14 protein-coding genes and 1 tRNA gene are annotated in these 17,205 nt (G+C 38.0%); 5 read left to right on the forward strand and 10 right to left on the reverse strand.

The window, feature by feature from the left end; genetic code table 11:
* Positions 1–45 precede the first annotated feature (45 nt).
* Positions 46–939 carry a DMT family transporter gene (locus ESU54_RS01165; RefSeq protein ID WP_111842941.1) on the forward strand — a complete coding sequence of 298 codons (894 nt, stop codon included), beginning with the start codon at positions 46–48 and terminating at the stop codon, positions 937–939.
* A 4-nt stretch (positions 940–943) separates the two neighbouring features.
* Here the strand turns inward: ESU54_RS01165 and ESU54_RS01170 are convergent, their stop codons facing one another.
* The 4 genes from ESU54_RS01170 to ESU54_RS01185 all read right to left on the reverse strand — a co-directional run bounded on the left by ESU54_RS01170 (position 944) and on the right by ESU54_RS01185 (position 5,068).
* Positions 944–1,174, reverse strand: coding sequence for a ferredoxin (locus ESU54_RS01170; protein ID WP_111842940.1), 231 nt, complete (start codon positions 1,172–1,174; stop codon positions 944–946).
* 1 nt (position 1,175) lies between these two features.
* Positions 1,176–2,417: a peptidase U32 family protein gene (locus ESU54_RS01175; RefSeq protein ID WP_111842939.1), complete on the reverse strand. Its 1,242-nt coding sequence runs from the start codon at positions 2,415–2,417 to the stop codon at positions 1,176–1,178.
* 158 nt (positions 2,418–2,575) lie between these two features.
* Complete coding sequence (gene recQ, locus ESU54_RS01180; protein WP_111842938.1) at positions 2,576–4,660, reverse strand: DNA helicase RecQ; 2,085 nt, start codon at positions 4,658–4,660, stop codon at positions 2,576–2,578.
* A gap of 72 nt (positions 4,661–4,732) precedes the next feature.
* Positions 4,733–5,068, reverse strand: coding sequence for a single-stranded DNA-binding protein (locus tag ESU54_RS01185; protein WP_111842937.1), 336 nt, complete (start codon positions 5,066–5,068; stop codon positions 4,733–4,735).
* Positions 5,069–5,318: 250 nt separating this feature from the next.
* Between ESU54_RS01185 and ESU54_RS01190 the strand changes: the two genes are divergently transcribed.
* Entirely contained in the window at positions 5,319–5,900 is a 582-nt protein-coding gene (locus ESU54_RS01190; protein ID WP_111842936.1) for a TMEM175 family protein, read from the forward strand.
* On the opposite strand, the gene ESU54_RS01195 is transcribed toward ESU54_RS01190, so the two are convergent.
* Positions 5,901–6,362 carry a CBS domain-containing protein gene (locus ESU54_RS01195; protein WP_111842935.1) on the reverse strand — a complete coding sequence of 154 codons (462 nt, stop codon included), beginning with the start codon at positions 6,360–6,362 and terminating at the stop codon, positions 5,901–5,903.
* Between the two features lie 175 nt (positions 6,363–6,537).
* Here ESU54_RS01195 and ESU54_RS01200 point away from each other — a divergent pair, with 175 nt between their 5' ends.
* Positions 6,538–8,907 (forward strand): M20/M25/M40 family metallo-hydrolase, encoded by a 2,370-nt coding sequence (locus ESU54_RS01200; RefSeq protein ID WP_111842934.1) that lies wholly within the window; start codon positions 6,538–6,540, stop codon positions 8,905–8,907.
* On the forward strand, positions 8,897–9,706 hold the full coding sequence (locus tag ESU54_RS01205; RefSeq protein ID WP_235004478.1) for an NAD(P)H-binding protein: 810 nt from the start codon (positions 8,897–8,899) through the stop codon (positions 9,704–9,706). The genes ESU54_RS01200 and ESU54_RS01205 overlap by 11 nt, the downstream gene beginning before the upstream one ends.
* A gap of 52 nt (positions 9,707–9,758) precedes the next feature.
* On the opposite strand, the gene ESU54_RS01210 is transcribed toward ESU54_RS01205, so the two are convergent.
* Positions 9,759–11,825 carry a M13 family metallopeptidase gene (locus ESU54_RS01210; protein ID WP_111842933.1) on the reverse strand — a complete coding sequence of 689 codons (2,067 nt, stop codon included), beginning with the start codon at positions 11,823–11,825 and terminating at the stop codon, positions 9,759–9,761.
* A gap of 75 nt (positions 11,826–11,900) precedes the next feature.
* Positions 11,901–12,509, reverse strand: a complete 609-nt coding sequence (locus ESU54_RS01215; RefSeq protein WP_146743947.1) for a hypothetical protein — start codon at positions 12,507–12,509, stop codon at positions 11,901–11,903.
* A gap of 99 nt (positions 12,510–12,608) precedes the next feature.
* Between ESU54_RS01215 and ESU54_RS01220 the strand changes: the two genes are divergently transcribed.
* Positions 12,609–13,556 carry an NAD-dependent epimerase/dehydratase family protein gene (locus ESU54_RS01220; RefSeq protein WP_111842931.1) on the forward strand — a complete coding sequence of 316 codons (948 nt, stop codon included), beginning with the start codon at positions 12,609–12,611 and terminating at the stop codon, positions 13,554–13,556.
* A 76-nt stretch (positions 13,557–13,632) separates the two neighbouring features.
* Here the strand turns inward: ESU54_RS01220 and ESU54_RS01225 are convergent.
* From ESU54_RS01225 to ESU54_RS01235, 3 genes are all read right to left on the reverse strand, one after another.
* Positions 13,633–13,704 (reverse strand) — tRNA-Arg (locus tag ESU54_RS01225).
* Positions 13,705–13,855: 151 nt separating this feature from the next.
* On the reverse strand, positions 13,856–15,646 hold the full coding sequence (locus tag ESU54_RS01230) for a ribonucleoside-diphosphate reductase subunit alpha (protein ID WP_111842930.1): 1,791 nt from the start codon (positions 15,644–15,646) through the stop codon (positions 13,856–13,858).
* Positions 15,647–16,921 carry a ribonucleotide-diphosphate reductase subunit beta gene (locus tag ESU54_RS01235; RefSeq protein ID WP_111842929.1) on the reverse strand — a complete coding sequence of 425 codons (1,275 nt, stop codon included), beginning with the start codon at positions 16,919–16,921 and terminating at the stop codon, positions 15,647–15,649.
* Between the last annotated feature and the right edge of the window lie 284 nt (positions 16,922–17,205).

Below are 17,205 nucleotides of genomic sequence, written 5' to 3' on the forward strand. Positions count from 1 at the left end.
ACTAATTTTGCGGTTTTTGTTCAACTATAGCAATTGCAAAAACTTATGACGAAGCCCCGCATCGCCCTCGTTATTGGAATCATTTGTATTTCCATTTTTCCTATTTTGGTCAAGCTCAGTTTGTCACCGGGTGTTATTTCGGCTTTTTATAGAATGGCGATTGCTGCGGCACTTTTGGTTCCATTCACTTTTTTGACTGGTAAAATGAAAATCCCATCTCGAAAGATTTTCTTGCTGACCGTTCTTTGTGGTGCTATTTTCGCTGGTGACGTGGCAGTTTGGAACATCGCCATACAAGAGTCAACTGCAACGCAAGCTACTTTGCTCACTAACCTTTCACCAGTCTGGGTAGGAGTTGGAGCCTTTTTCTTCTTAAAAAATAAACCGACATTCAATTTTTGGATAGGTACTGCAATTGCCATTTTCGGAATGATTACTTTGGTGGGTTTTCGGTTTTTCCTCGAATTGGATTTTGACCTTGCTTTTGTTTTTGCAATCCTTTCTGGCGTTTTTTACGCCATTTATATGCTACTCAGCAAATATGTGCTTTATGAAGTGGAAGTGCTTCCATTTATCACTATTAGCACGCTTTCCTCGGCTTTCTTCTTGGCTATTTTAAGTTGTGGCCTTGACCAACCTTTTACAGGATTTAGCAATATGGGCTGGTTTGTTTTGGTGGTTCAGGGCGTAGTTTGCCAATTGATGGCGTGGCTGCTTTTGGGTTATGCAACCAAACACATGCGGGCAACACGTGTGTCCGTGAGTCTTTTGGGTCAGGCAGTTTTAACAACCATTTTGGCGTGGCTTTTTATTGGGGAAGAAGTAAGTTTTCAAATGATTGTGGGCGGAATTGTTTTACTTTTCGGAATTCGGATTACTTTTTACAATAAACCAATTCCTTTCTTCAGAAGAAATAATAGTAGTGAAGAAGCTGCTTGAAAAATTAGACCAATTTTGTTGAAATAATTTTTACCGGACAGGCTTTTGCGGCTTGTTCACAGCTTTCAAATGCTGCATTATCGACAAATTTTAATGTAAAAAAACCACGCTTTTGTTCAGAATGTAGCAATACAGTTTTTCCGTCTTTTTTTGACATACGGAAATAAGTCGGCGCTAGCTCCACACAGTAGTTACAACCGATACATTTGTTTCTTTGCAGAGTGACAACAACCATTTTATGAAGCAACGATTTTATACAATTTATCTGAAGGCCGCACTCGGAAGGGAGTTGGAATGGTACAGGAATCGCCTTTTTTTGCGGTTGACAGGGACTCGTCATTTACTAGCATTTCAGAAAGGTCGAATTCTTTGGCACCAGTAGTGGGGCCGGTAATCAAAATCTTGTCGCCTAAGTTTAAATCATAGGCTTCAATCTTAAATTCTGCAATTTTGGTTTTTGGGAAATAATGAACCCCTTTCCCGATATACACTTTCTTTTGTGTGGCTTGTGAACCTTCAGTATTGCTCCATTCACCCAGTTTTTGTCCCAAATAATAGCCGCCCCAAAATCCGCGGTTATATACTTTAGCCAGTTCCACCATCCATTGCTCCACTTTCTCTTTTGAATAAGTGCCGCCATAATACGCATCAATAGCTTCGCGATAGGTTTTGGTAACGGTTGCAACATACTCAGGCGCACGACCACGGCCTTCAATTTTTAGAACTTTTATGCCAGTTTCGATGACTTGGTCCAAAAAATCTACAGTGCAAAGATCTTTTGGAGACATCATATACTCGTTGTCCAATTCAATCTCAAAACCAGTTTCTTGGTCAATAACCGTGTATTTTTTTCGGCAATTCTGCTTGCAAGCACCTCGATTGGCTGAAGAATTATACGAATGTAGACTTAAATAACATTTCCCCGAAACAGCCATACAAAGTGCGCCGTGACCAAAAATTTCCACTTCAACCAAATTTCCTGAAGGCCCTTTTACCTGTTCTTTCTCAATTTGTTCGGTAATATTTTTCACTTGCCGCAGGCTTAATTCTCGGCTCATTACCATCGTATCGGCAAAAAGGGCGTAAAATTTCACCGTTTCAATATTAGTAATATTTATTTGAGTTGAAATGTGCACTTCCATCCCAATCTGTCTTCCATAGGCAATCACAGCTTGATCCATCGCAATAACAGCAGTAATATCTGCTTTCTTCGCTGCATTTAAAACCGTTTTTATTACTGAAAGATCGTGATCATAAATGATTGTATTCAGCGTGATATAGGTTCGAACATTTTTCTTTTTACATCTTTTGGTAATTTCAGAAAGATCTTCGATTGTAAAATTAATACTCGCCCGGGCACGCATATTTAATTGTTCGACGCCAAAATAGACGGAGTCTGCGCCATTGTCCAAGGCAGCCTGCAACGATTCAAAATTACCAGCTGGAGCCATTAATTCTATTTTTCCTGAAGAAGTCATTTGTTGAAAAATTTTGAAAATACCTACAAATTTCGGACTTGTTTTCTTTTTAAAATATGATATATGTTAGGTTTGGTTGAAATATTGCAATCGTTATGAAGATTTTGAATAGTATTCGGCACTCAATTTTACATATAGTAAATTTTTAAAACAGGGTTTCAGCTTCCCAAATACAGCCCAAGTTTTATTTTCCAATACGCCATCTTCTCCTCAAAATATTCAAAATATGGTTTTAGGGCTTCGGGATTTTCGAGCGTCTTTTGTACATCCTTGATTTGATGGATTTCTTCGGAAGAAATAAATTTTGAAAAATCAAAAGGCACACCCAATTGATGCATTTTTATAAAATGACCATAAATTGAATCTTCTGAAAGTCCACGTTTGTCTGCAATCTCTGAAGGTGAAAGATTGTTTTCAATAAACATTTTATAACTGCGCTCGTGGGTTGGTATATTATTTTCAAGACCATCCAAATGCCGATTGATGACTTTTAGGAAATCATCTGCATATTTCTCCAGTTTTGCTTGGCCAACTCCAGAAACTTCTGCAAACTCCTCACGAGTTCTAGGTTTTTTGAATTCCATATCTTCCAAAGTTGCGTCACTGAAAACAACGAACGCCGGTTTATTTAATTCTTGCGCCAATTTCAAACGCAGCTCCCGTAACTTATCAAAAAGTTCAGCACGTTTTCTTTTTACTTTTTCTACTACAATTTGTTCTTTCTCTTGCAGTAGGTTTGCCAGTTGCACTTTTTTTCCTTCGAATAAAACCTTTTTGGCAAGGGGAGTAAGCAACAACCGACCGTTTTCATGAAAATGAATTTGCAAAACGCCTTGGTTTAAAAGTTGAATAACGTATTGCTGCAAGTCGCGCCAAGCGATATCTTTTGCGGCACCGAAAGTTTTTATTCTTTGGTAACCTTTATCAAAAACTTGGGCATTTTGTGCACCACGCAATACGTCCAAAACCATACCCAGCGCTTCTTGTTCCTGTAATCGCGAAACTGCCGAACAGACTTTTTGGGCTATGAGCGTGCCGTCAAAATATTTTGGTGGGGTTTTGCAGATGTCGCAATTGCCACAATCTTCAGTAATGTGTTCCCCAAAATAGCCAAGAAGTACTTTTCTTCTGCAACTCAAGGCTTCGGCAAATTGCTGCATTCGTTCAAGTTTCGCCAATTGATACGTTTCTGTTTCGGTGCCTTCTGCAAACTTCCGAAGCATAATTACATCAGCGAAACTGTAGAAAAGAATAGTATGCGCTGCTAGGCCATCGCGTCCACTTCGACCAATTTCTTGATAATATCCATCAATATTTTTGGGCATATTATAATGAATCACCCAGCGCACGTTGCTTTTGTCAATGCCCATTCCAAAGGCGATAGTAGCAACGATTATAGGTGAAGTATCGTTGATAAAATTTTCCTGAATTTGAGTTCTTTCTTCGGAAGTCAATCCTGCGTGGTATGCTTCAGCTTTATAACCCTTTGAAGAAAGTGTCGCAGCGAGTTTTTCGGTACTTTTTCTGCTTAGGCAATAAATAATGCCACATTCTTTTGAATGGTTTTTCAGAAAATCTAAAATTTGCTTGTTGCGGTTTTGGCCAGGCCTAACATCTAGATATAAATTTGGTCTATCAAACGAAGCGATAAAGGTCTTGGCTTCGGGAACTGAAAGTTGTATGGCAATATCTACCCGCGTAGCGCGATCTGCCGTAGCTGTTAAAGCAATCAAAGGAACGTTTGGAAATTGTTCCTTCAAACTTTTCAGCTGTGTATAAGCTGGCCGAAAATCGTGACCCCAACTGGAAATACAGTGTGCTTCATCTACGGCGAAGAGGCTAATTTTTATTGAATTCAGAATAAAATTCAACTGAGGAAGACTTTCCGGAGCTACATAGAGCAACTTTAAATTTCCGTTTTGTAAATCTTTTAAAACTTGCTGTTGTTCCTCGGAAGCTTGTGAGCTGTTGAAAAATGTTGCAGCAATTCCGTTTGCTTTTAATGCATCCACTTGATCCTTCATTAAAGCAATTAATGGAGAAATCACTATCGCCGTTCCTTCCAAAGCCAAAGCCGGCAATTGAAAACACAACGATTTACCGCCGCCCGTGGGCATAATGGCAATAGTGTCTTTTTGATTTAATACATTCTTTATAATTTCTTCCTGATTTGGAAGAAACTTGTCGTACCCGAAATGCGTTTTGAGCAAATCGAATATACTTAGCTGGGTATTTGTTTCCATTTCGGTAAAAATAAAGATTTGAAATTTAAAAAAAGCCCCCGCAGAAAGCGAGGGCTTGATTGGCCAGTCATTTTACTTACTCCCCAGCATGACTAGCTCGTTGCATACTACCTCTGTAATATATTTTTTGTTTCCTTCCTTGTCATCATATGATCTGGAAGTCAGTTTTCCTTCTATTGCCACTTCTTTTCCTTTTGTGACATAATTTTCAATGATCTCAGCAGTTTTTCCCCAAGCAACCACATTGTGCCATTGGGTATCTGTGATCTTTTCCCCTTTTTGATTTTTGTAAGTTTCATTTGTGGCGATACTGAACTTGGCAAGTTTCTTTCCGCCATCAAGATTTACAATTTCGGGATCGTTTCCCAAATTTCCAATCAACTGTACTTTGTTTCTAAGTGTACTCATGATTTTTAATATTTAATGTTAAACAATTGATACTATCGAACTTCATTTTATTCGACAGGACAAACTTACATTGGCTTCCAAATTTTAGTTGGTTGTTACATACTTACTTTCGTTTATAGTTGTTTGTAATCATTTGTAAACGAATATATAATTGACAATCAATATCTTAACATATTCAATAATTATTAAAATTTCTGTAATTTAAACCGTTGAAAATCACATCTTTTATAATTCACATTAAAAAACAGTTATGAACAGCAACAGATTAGAAGCTTTTAGTGATGGTGTACTTGCCATAATAATCACAATTATGGTCTTGGAACTGAAAGTTCCACACGGGACCGATATTGAAGCTTTGGCGCCGTTGTTACCTGTATTTCTAAGCTACGTGCTAAGTTTTATTTACATTGGAATTTACTGGAACAACCACCATCATATGTTACATACCGTGCAGAAAGTGAGTGGGGGAATCCTTTGGGCAAACCTGCATTTGTTGTTCTGGCTTTCATTGATTCCGTTCGTTACCGGTTGGCTTGGTGAAAATCATTTTGCCGAATTGCCAATGGCAATGTATGGCGGAGTGCTGTTAATGGCAGCCATAGCCTATTTTATATTACAGAATAGAATTTTGTCCGTGCAAGGAAAAGATTCATTGTTGGCAAATGCATTGGGAAAGGATATAAAAGGGAAAGCTTCGCCAATCATTTATGGTATAGCAATCATTTCCTCTTTTTATAACCCCTGGGTTGCGGGCGCACTTTATATTTTGGTGGCTTTAATGTGGTTGATACCCGATAAAAGAATAGAAATAATTTTAAAGAAAAAAGAGTAGTTACCAAGTTTGTCCCTTCAGCTTCATAGCTGCTCGCAAGACATCGCTTTGGCTAATTTGGCCGACCAATTTACCTTTTTCCAAAATAGGAAAACGCCGGTGTTTTGATTCCAAAAATTTATTGGCGGCGTCCAGCACGTTCATTTCACCATCAATAGTGTCTACGTTTTTTATCATGTGCTGTTCCACTTTCACGTCTTCCATTGGGTGGTTGTGATAACGGGAATCGCTAAGTTGTTTCATACAATCGCCTTCGGAAATAATACCGACCAATTCATTCTTTTCATTTACTACAGGCCCTCCAGAGATTCTTTTTTTCAAAAGTACTTCCATAACCTCCAGAATGGACTGTTCTGGTCTGAATGTAATGAGCTTGCGGGTCATAAAGTCGGATACCTTTATTTTTTCCGAAGAACCTTTTTGGGGCTTTGCCCTTTTACCAATAAAACTTTTAATTCCCATTATATCATTTTTTTGCGAACTTCTAATATACTCATTTTTATTAAATTAAATTATTGGGTCCTTAAGTTATTGGGTAATTGAGCAGTAGCACGCGAATGTTGATGTCTCAATCATCAGGAACCTTTTAGCTTAAAGCGATTAAAATTGTACTTTTAACCAATTAAACTTCCCAACCATGAAAAAACTTGGTGCCATTCTTTCGCTCCTGCTCATAATTGCATTAGTCTATTACAGTTTTTATGGACTCACACCGCATTACAATGAAGACGAAACGACTCCGGCTACTGAATTTTCGGTGGACAGAGCACTACAGCCTTTAAGCGAAATTTCAAAAAAACCACATTATTTAGGTTCCGAAGGACACGAAGAAGTTCGTGAATTTTTGATATCTGAATTGCGAAAACTAGGACTTGATCCTCATATCCAAAAAGGATTTAGCATAAATCCAGAATCGAAAACACTGAACAAACCCATAAATATTGTTGGCCGGATAAAAGGTTCAGGAGAAGGAAAAGCGTTGCTTTTGCTGTCGCATTACGATAGCGCGCTGGTGCCTTCTTATGGCACAAGCGATGCGGGAAGTGGTCTGGTTACTATCTTGGAAAGCCTTCGCGCCTATTTGGCGTCAGGAGAACAACCTAAAAACGATATCATCATTCTTTTTTCCGATGCCGAAGAAATTGGGTTGGACGGTGCCAAACTATTTGTAAACGAACATCCTTGGGCAAAAAACGTTGGTTTAGTGCTTAATTTTGAAGCTCGCGGCACAAGTGGCCCAAGCAATATGATTTTGGAAACTAATGGTGGTAATTCAAATTTAGTAAAGGAATTTATAAAAGCCAATCCAGATTTTCCCGTGGCTTCCTCGTTGATGTACAGCGTATACAAAATGTTGCCCAATGATACCGATTCCACTGTTTTTAGGGAAGACGGCGATATTGATAGTTTTTTCTTCGCCTTTATTGACAATCATTTTAACTATCACACGGCCAATGACAATATGTATCATCTAGACTGGAACAGCTTGGCACATCAAGGCAGTTATTTACTGCCGCTTATGCATTATTTTGGCAATGCCGATCTCTCAAAATTGAAGTCCAAAACAGACGATGTTTACGTGAATTTGCCTTTAGTAAAGATGATAAGCTATCCATTTTCATGGATTTTGCCGATGCTAATTCTGGCAACGTTTCTTTTTTTGTTCCTTATTTTTTACGGACTCCACAAAAGAAAACTAAACGGAAAAAAGATGGCTTTGGGCTTTGTTCCGTTTTTGCTTTCCCTGATTGTTTGTGGCATTGTCGGCCTATTTGGTTGGAAATTGATTATAGCTTTGTATCCTCAATACACAGAAATCCAACAGGGTTTTACGTATAATGGGCATTGGTATATTGCATTTTTCGTCTTTCTTTCATTGGCCATTACGTTTGCATTTTATAAAAAGTTTACTCAAAAATTTAACGAGCCTTCCTTTTACGTTGCTCCATTGCTTTTTTGGCTTTTGATAAACATAGCGGTTTTTATTATTCTGAAAGGTGCTGCCTTCTTCATTATTCCAGTATTTTTTGGATTGTTATCGTTTTTTGTAATGCTTCGACAGGAACGCCCCAATATATTAGCGATGACGCTATTGGCAGTTCCCGCTATCTTTATTTTTGCGCCCCTCATTCAGTTTTTTCCAGTTGGGTTGGGCTTGAAAATGCTTGTTATAAGCTGCGTTTTCACCGTTTTGCTTTTTGTGTTGCTCTGGCCCGTTTTTGGATATTATAAAATGAAAGGTTTGCTTTCAGTTTTATTTTTATTGCTCGCCGTTTTCTTTTTTATAAAAGCCCATTCAAAAAGTGATTTTTCTGATGAGCGAAGAAAGCCTAACAGCCTAGTTTATTACAAAGATGCGGATGCAAACAAAACCTATTGGCTTACTTACGATAAGGATATTGACGAATGGACGCAGCAATATTTAGGAGAAAAACCTCAAGATGCCGCTGAAATTTTGGATGCTGCTTCGTATAATAAATACGGAACCAATTTCAGTTACGCAGCCGAAGCTCCCGAAAAAAACATTGCTAATTTCGAAATAATTTTGGAAGAAGATACCCTTATTGAAAACCTTCGAAGCGTGAAATTTATAATCGTTCCGCAACGGAGAGTTAATAAAATAGATTTATACAGTGAAGGGAATACATCTTTTAAATCTTTGGAGTTTAATGGTGAAACTATGCCGATTTCAGAAGTTTCTAACGACTATCGCGGCACAAAGAATAGTGCACTCATCAATTATTATGTTTCTGAAAATGATTCTCTTAAAGTGAAGTTTTCCGTAGAAGAAAATACATCAGTTTCTTTTAAAGTGATGGAATATTCCTTCGACTTAATGACAAACCCACAATTTGAAATTGCAAAAAGACCAGATTATACAATGCCGAAACCTTTTGTAATTACCGATGCCGTTGCAGTGAAACGAACTTTTTCAATAGATTCTCTAAAAAGGAAAATAGCCGATACAGTTAAAATAAATCCTCAAATTATTTTGAATGATAAATAAAACAATCGCAATTACAGGCTTAGGATGGCTAGGTCAACCATTGGGGTATCGTCTGGCTTCTCTGGGCTATACGGTAAAAGGTTCAGTGACAACAATTGAAAAAGCTACTTTATTGCAACAAAACGGTTTTGATGTATATCCTGTGGAAATTTCAGAAAACGGAATTGAGGGTGAAATTCAGGCACTTTTAAACAATGCAGATTGTTTAGTGATAATGATTCCACCCGGACTTCGCAAAAACACGGGCGCAGATTATGTTTTGAAAATGGCTCATTTGGTTGCGGCAATAAACGAATCAGCTGTTTCTAAAATTATTTTGGTGAGCAGTACTTCGGTTTATGATGATTCGCAGGGAAACGTGACAGAAAAGAACGAGCCAAGACCCGAAACAATCGCCGGAAAACAATTGCGGCAAGTGGAAGAATTATTTATCAATTCAGAAGAATTGCAAACTACAATCGTACGTTTTGGCGGCTTGATTGGCGGCACTCGCCAACCCGCAAAATATTTGGCGGGACGCAAAGATTTGTCAGATGGCAATGCCCCCGTGAATTTGATTCACCGCGAGGATTGTATTAATATTTTGGTTGAAATTTTAAAACAGGATGCCTTCGGAAAGATTTTTAACGCTGTAAATCCAAACCATCCCAGAAAATCTGATTATTATATTCAAAAGGCGGAGGAGCTTGGTTTGGAACTACCTTCCTTTGCTGAAAATTCTACTGATGAGGTTTATAAACAAGTGGATTCTGAAAACTTAAAGATGATTTTAAATTATTCTTTTAAAACTTCTATATAATTAAAAAGGAGCCTTTTACAGCTCCTTTTTAATTATATAGAATACTTTAAAACTACCAAATACGAACTCTATTTTCCGGAGCAACGTACATTGGGTCGCCTTCCTTAATATCAAAAGCTTCATAAAAAGCGTCGACATTCTGCAATGGTTGTGTAGCACGAACCATTCCTGGAGAGTGTGGATCTGTTTTCACTTGGTTACGAAGTGCTTCATCACGAGATTTGGTGCGCCAAACTGTGGCCCAACTCATAAAGAAACGTTGTTCTGGCGTGAAACCGTCAATATTATCTGGACGTCCGTTTTCTTTGTAAAAACGTTGCAAGCCATCATAAGCACCAAGCACACCACCAAGATCGCCAATGTTTTCACCCAAAGTGAATTTTCCGTTGATGTAAACACTGTCCAAAACTTCTACATTACTGTATTGCTCGGCTAGTTTATCACCGCGCTCGGTGAAGTTTATAAGATCGGTTTCTGTCCACCAGTTCACCAAGTTCCCATTGGAGTCAAAACGTGAACCGCTGTCATCAAAAGCGTGTGAAATCTCGTGGCCGATTACAGCGCCAATTCCACCGTAGTTTACAGCTTCATCTGCTTTGTAATCATAGAAAGGAGGCTGAAGGATTGCTGCAGGAAAAACGATTTCGTTATTGAAAGGGTTAAAATACGCATTCACTGTTTGTGGGCTCATTCCCCATTCAGTACGGTCCACAGGCTCATCTATTTTTTCGAGATTGTCCTTTAGACCCCAAGTTTGAACGGCAACCATATTGTCATAATACGTATTACCTTGCTTCACTTCCATAGAAGAATAGTCTTTCCATTTGTCTGGATAACCAACTTTTACGGTGAACTTATCAAGTTTTTCGATAGCTTTCACTTTCGTGCTGTCGCTCATCCAAGTTAAAGCATTTATACGGTCTTTGTAGGCTGCAATTACGTTGGTAATCATTGCTTCAGCTTTTTGCTTTGCCTCTGGCGGGAACATTTCATCTACATACAGTTTACCTAATGCTTCGCCTACGCTTCCATTAACAACTTCAAGAGCACGTTCGTCTGCAGGTTTTTGTTTTTTGGTGCCTTTTAGAGTTGTTTCATAAAAATCAAAATTGGCTTGATCAATTTCTGTGGTTAACATTCCAGTAGCATTATTCAAAGTCGACCAACGCATTACAGTTCTCCATGTATCAAAATCTGGCTTCGCGAACATTTGCTTCAATGTTTCCGTATACTTTGGCTGCATTACAATAAGAGTGTCCATTTGTTTGGTAATGCCCATACCTTTGAAAGCCGCTTCCCATTGAATTTGTGGAAGCATTTTTTGCAATTCAGTAATACTTCTTGGATTGTTGAAGTTTCTGAAATCGCGACTAGCCACTTTGTCCAATCTTGGGGTGGCAAGTTTTGTTTCAAAAGCGAGAATGATTTCTGCTTGCTTACGGGCAGATTCTTCAGTATCGCCTAAAAATTGTAGCATATGTGTAATGTGATCTACATACTGCTGACGTATTTTTACAGAAGCAGGATCGGTATTGGTATAAAAATCACGGTCTGGAAGGCCTAAACCGCCTGGAGTAATATACGCCGAGTTCATCGCACTATTGCTTGGGTTTGAAAAAGCTGCAAGACCCAAAAATGGTTGTGAAACAGCAACGGCATCCTCACTCATCAATTTTTGAAAATCTTCCATGCTGTTCATGGCTGCAATTTTAGCAAGCGTTGGCTTTATTGGCTCAATACCAGCCTTGTTTCTTGCAACAGTATCTAGTTTAGATTCATAAATCATTAAAGCTTTTGCTTGGTCTGTTTCGGGAGCGTATTTTCCACTTTCCTTAGCTTTCTCCAAAATATTCAACATATCCTTGCTGGTTTTTTTCCGCAGAATAGTGAACCCAGCCCAACTAGTCTCATCATCTGGAATCTCGTTGTTTTTCATCCAGTTTCCGTTCACGTAATTGTAAAAATCAGCTTTTGGACTTACGGTGGTGTCCATGTTTGCAAGTATTATTCCGTGTGGTTCGGTGTCTGCTGCGGCCAAATCAGTTTTTTCTTTACAAGAGGTTGCGGCTACTGCAACTACTGCAAGGGCCAAAACAGGTTTAAAAAAATTAGTCTTCATTTTATGATTTTTGTTTAAGGTATTTATTGTCTTGAACTTATACTGAAAGTATAAGTTGTTCTTTTAATGTGTTTGTTACACTTTCTTTTTCTTTTTATCTTGAAGTTCCAAATCCATAATGGAATCTTTATAACTCTGTTGTTTCTTCAGTTCGTTTTCTTCGTCTTCCTTTCTTTGGAAATCAATATTGTCCTTTTGAAATTTCTCGTTCAATTGAATGATAAGGTTCTTTACGGCAACGTTCAATTCTTCCATGGAATTTTGAACTTTCAAAGAGTCAATGATGGCTTGATGTGCAGTTTGAAACAATAAGGCCGACCTTGTTTTAAGAACTAACAACCTGCTGTTAATGGGTTTGGTGTTCAAAGTGTCGGGAATATTTTTTAAAAGCGAATCGGAATACTGTTTTAAAAGTTCGGAATGGTTTCGAAGGTCTTCGTAGTTGCTGCCGTTTGTGTTTTTTGCTTCCAAAAGAAAATCTTCCAGAACTCCCCAGTGCACAGCTTGCTCCTTTGCTGGTGCGGAGAGTTTCGGAAAGTCAAAATCCTTATTTCCAAAAATAATGGAAGCATCGATTGAGGATGATTGGTTTTGTTTTTCTTCTGAAGAATTTCTGCAGGAAAAAATGAAACCGATAATTAATAAAATAGGAATTATAAACTTCATAAAGAATAAAAGAGGCACAAAGATACTGGTTATTAACCAAATGATACATAAATTTTTTAAGTGCTGAAAGAACTGATAATACGTATATTTACATTTCATTTTTGAAAAAATAAAGTAATGAAGAAGCGGATTCTAATTATTGGTGCTTGTGGACAAATAGGCACTGAATTAACAATTTATCTACGCAATAAATTTGGAATAAACAAAGTGATAGCCAGTGACATACGTGAAGGAGATGAAGCACTGATGAAAAGTGGTCCTTTTGAAATTTTGGATGCCATGGATTATGACGCGGTTGAAGAAGTAGTGATCCGTCACGAAATTACGGATGTTTATTTGATGGCGGCAATGCTTTCAGCCACAGCGGAAAAATTTCCTATGAAAGGCTGGAACCTAAATATGAATTCACTTTTTCACGTTTTGAATTTGGCAAAAGAAAAAAAAATCGAGAAAATATTCTGGCCTTCCAGCATTGCAGTTTTTGGGCCCACAACCCCTAAAAAAGATACACCTCAGCGCACAATTATGGAACCTAGTACTGTTTACGGCATCAGCAAGCAAACAGGCGAACGCTGGTGTGAATACTACTTTAATCGTTATGGAGTGGATGTTCGCAGCATCCGTTATCCTGGGCTTATAAGTTATAAAACCCTTCCTGGTGGTGGAACCACAGATTATGCCGTAGATATTTATCACAAAGCCTTGAAGCACAAAAAATACATCTGCTTTTTAAATGCGGAAACAACACTGCCAATGATGTTTATGGACGATGCCATAAATGCTACTGTAAGTATTATGGAAGCTGAAAGTAAAAAGGTTAAAATACGCAGCTCCTATAATCTTTCTGCCATGAGTTTTGATCCAGAAGAAATTACCGAAAGCATTCAAAAACACATTCCTGAATTTAAAATTAGCTATGAGCCAGATTTTAGACAAGCCATTGCCGACAGTTGGCCGCAAAGTATTGACGATAGCGAAGCCAGAACAGATTGGGGCTGGGAAAGTAAAATTTCTCTTGATGAAATGACTGAAATAATGCTTGATAATTTGAAGAAGAAGTATTGAATTTAATTTTCCAGGAGCAATAACTAATGAAGTTTATATTTTAAAAAAACCGTTCTAAAAAGGAACGGTTTTTTTGTAGCCTCACCAAGAATCGAACTTGGATCTAAAGTTTAGGAAACTTCTATTCTATCCATTGAACTATGAGGCCGTTATTACTGGATGCAAATTTAAATATTTTTGATCTTTCATCAGGTTTTCTGAAGTAGTATCTCATTAATGTGACCATAAATATAAAGGACAGGTTCAGCTATATTTGAACCTGTCCTTTTATTTTTGTGCCTACTGTGTTTAAAGTGGCTTTATGCCTCACAACTTGCACAGTCTTTTTTCTGTGCAAACTTTTGGGCGGCATTCATACTATGTTGGTAGTAAAGAGATTTCAATCCTAATTTCCACGCGGTCACGTGAATTTTATTTATCTCTTTAACGGGCATTTCTGGGTGTACTATAATATTTACCGACTGTCCCTGGTCAATATGATTTTGACGGTTCGCCGCTTGGTAGATAAGATCTAGTTGGTCTATTTCCGAATAGGTTTTAAACACTTCTTTTTCGTGTTCTGTTAAGAAATCAAGATGCTGCACCGAGCCATCGTAATCGCGAATGTTTCGCCATACCTCTAGCGTGTTCATGCCTTTTTCCTCAAGCAATTGCTCTAAGAATGAATTTTTGATAGTGGTTTTAATCTTTGCAATATCCTTCACATAAACATTAGACCATATTGGTTCAATGCCCTGTGATACTTGCCCTAGAATGAAGGCTGATGACGTAGTAGGTGCAATCGCGTTCAGCGTAGCATTACGCCTTCCGTAGCCTTTAAGAACTGCTGGCTCGCCAAATTTTTCAGCCAACTCTTCCGAAGCTTTATATGATTTTTCCTTGATAACCCTAAATATCTCACTATTTAAGTTATAAGCTTTTTCGCTATTTAAAGGAAGCATTTTTGACTGTAACAAAGAGTGCCATCCCAAAACACCAAGGCCCAAAGCGCGGTTATCTTTCGCAAAATTGTAGGCTCGTTCCATAAATAGAAAGGTTTGTCTATCCTCCCGACTTTCTGAATCCCGATAATCTTCTAATTTTTCAACAAACTCAGTAATAACCGCATCTAAGAAATAGACCATAGTTTCAACTGCATCGGTATCTTTCCATTTGTCATAATGCAATAAGTTTACTGAAGACAGCACGCATACAAACGACCATTCGTCATTTGATGGCAACATTATTTCGGTACATAGATTACTGGCGTAAATAGGAAGATTTTTATCCTTGTATACATCTGCGGCTGAATTATTGGCATTGTCCTTAAAGAAAATATAAGGATAGCCCATTTCGCCTCTTCGCTGAAGCACTTTTGCCCAAATAGCACGCTTTTTTTCATCGCCATCTATCATTTCCTGCATCCATTTGTTGGTTACAGTTACGCCGTGGGTAAGTTCCTGAATTGGGTTTCCTTCAGTACCGATTTCCAGAAACTCCATAATATCTGGATGTTCAACTGGTAAATAAGGCGAAAAACGGCCACGTCTAACCGAGCCTTGACTTACCACATCGACCATTGATTCAAATAACTGCATGATGTGTACAGCACCAGAAGCTTGTCCGTTATTTTTTACCTCAGCCCCACGATGACGGATTTTACCAAAATATCCTGAAGTACCACCTCCAAGTTTAGACATCATACCAACTTCAGATTGGGTGTATAGAATGTTACCCATATCATCGGCTATATGCGATCCGAAGCAACTTATGGGAAGTCCTCTTTTCTTTCCAAAATTAGACCAAACAGGTGATGCTAAAGAGAAAAATCCTTCAGACATATACTTATAAAACTTGTCTGAATAACCCGGAATACCTAATATTTGTTGGGCTCTGTCGGCTATTTCGCGAATTCGTTCCTCGGCGGTTACTCCTGGCGTTAAATACCCTGAAGCTAAAAAGTTTCGACTGTGCTCTGTAAGCCATTCAAAGCCTTGAGTTTCTTTTTCTCCTGTATGATGGAGCGCTTCCTTTCGAGCGTTTACAAGGTTGTCTGTTTCGGAAATTGTTTTTGAAGTCTGTTTGTCGAGGTTTAGATTTTGTTCCTTCATTTAGAATAGGTCATCACTGGTTATACTTTGGGTTCTTTTGCTGTAATTGATAGAGCGTTTCACGAAGAAATCACCGTGCTTGGTGCCTATGATTTCATCATCAAACCATTCGGTCTGCACTAAAAGGCTTTCGTCTATCTCAAATATTTTTTCTATTCCTATGCTTTCAAGTGAATTGTTGAAGCGGTTTTTTATAAATTCATTTACTACAGCCTTGGGTAGGAAGTCAAGTTCTCCATCCTCAAAAATCCAATCCACAATTCTACTTTCGGCTGTAAACGCTTCTCTACATATCTCTTGGATCATACTGTTGTAGCCTTCATCAAACCATTCTGGATTTTCTTCTTTGATGATTTTGATAACATCAATTCCGAAATCGCCATGAATCTGTTCCTCTTTTGAGGTGGCCTCTACAACATTTGAAATTCCTTTAAGCATATTCTTATGCTTGTTAAAAGCCATGATGATCAAAAATTGGGAGAATAACGAAACGTGTTCTATAAAGAGTGAAAACAATAAAATAGATTCGGCATATTCCTTATTATCATCACTTTTAGCATTTTTAAGAGCGGTTTCCAGGTAATGGATGCGCATCATGATCACCGGTTTTTTCTTTAGGTCTTTAAATTCCTCATTAAGGCCTAATATTTCCAGTAAATGTGAATAGGCATCGTGATGGCGTACCTCACTTTCTGCAAAGGTTGCGCCTACAGAGCCAATTTCCGGTTTTGGCATTCTGTGGTAGATATCGCCCCAAAAACTTTTTACTGCCACCTCAATTTGTGAGATTGCCAGCATCGTGTTTTTAATGGCGCTGCGCTCCACTTCTGAAAGACGGGTTTTAAAATCCTGAATGTCACTTGTAAAGTTGAATTCAGTATGTATCCAATATGAATGACGGATAGCTGGCACATATTCATAGAGTGCCGGATATTCGTATGGTTTTAAATTTATACGATTTTCAAATATGTTTAGCTTACGCTTTTGAGTCTGCTGATTTCGGTAAAGAATATATCCCTTTGCCACATCAAAAAAACCACTTTCCATCAATTTGGTTTCTACAAGATCCTGAACTTCCTCAACCGTAGGAATATATTTTTCTTCTTTTTGCTTTCTTTCTAGAAGTGCTTCATAAACGTTCTTAGAAATGCAATTTGCATCTTCCTGATCACCGTGTTTCGCAGCGGTCATTGCCTTTAGAATTGCATCTGTAATCTTTTGTAAATGAAATAGTTTCGTGGTGAAATCTCTTTTTATGACGTGGGTAATTTCCATGCTAATTGGGTCTTGAATTTGTTCAAAATGGATAAGGTATAAATATGAAAATTATATCAATACATTTTGAATGATGCCTCATATTGTTGTTAAATGTTTATCAACAATTGGCGAAAATGTGGAAAGAATTGTATGTGAGGGAGTTTGAAAAACCCAGTGATCGTGCTATAAGAAAAGAGAAAATACGCCGCTCGATTTTAGGACAGGAAACTTTCACGGATACTTATAGATAATTCATATCCGCATTAATTTAATATTTTCACGCCAGCCATGTGGGAGGTGTT

The sequence above is a fragment of the Aequorivita antarctica genome (genome assembly GCF_007997155.1).
GTDB classification, from domain to species: domain Bacteria; phylum Bacteroidota; class Bacteroidia; order Flavobacteriales; family Flavobacteriaceae; genus Aequorivita; species Aequorivita antarctica.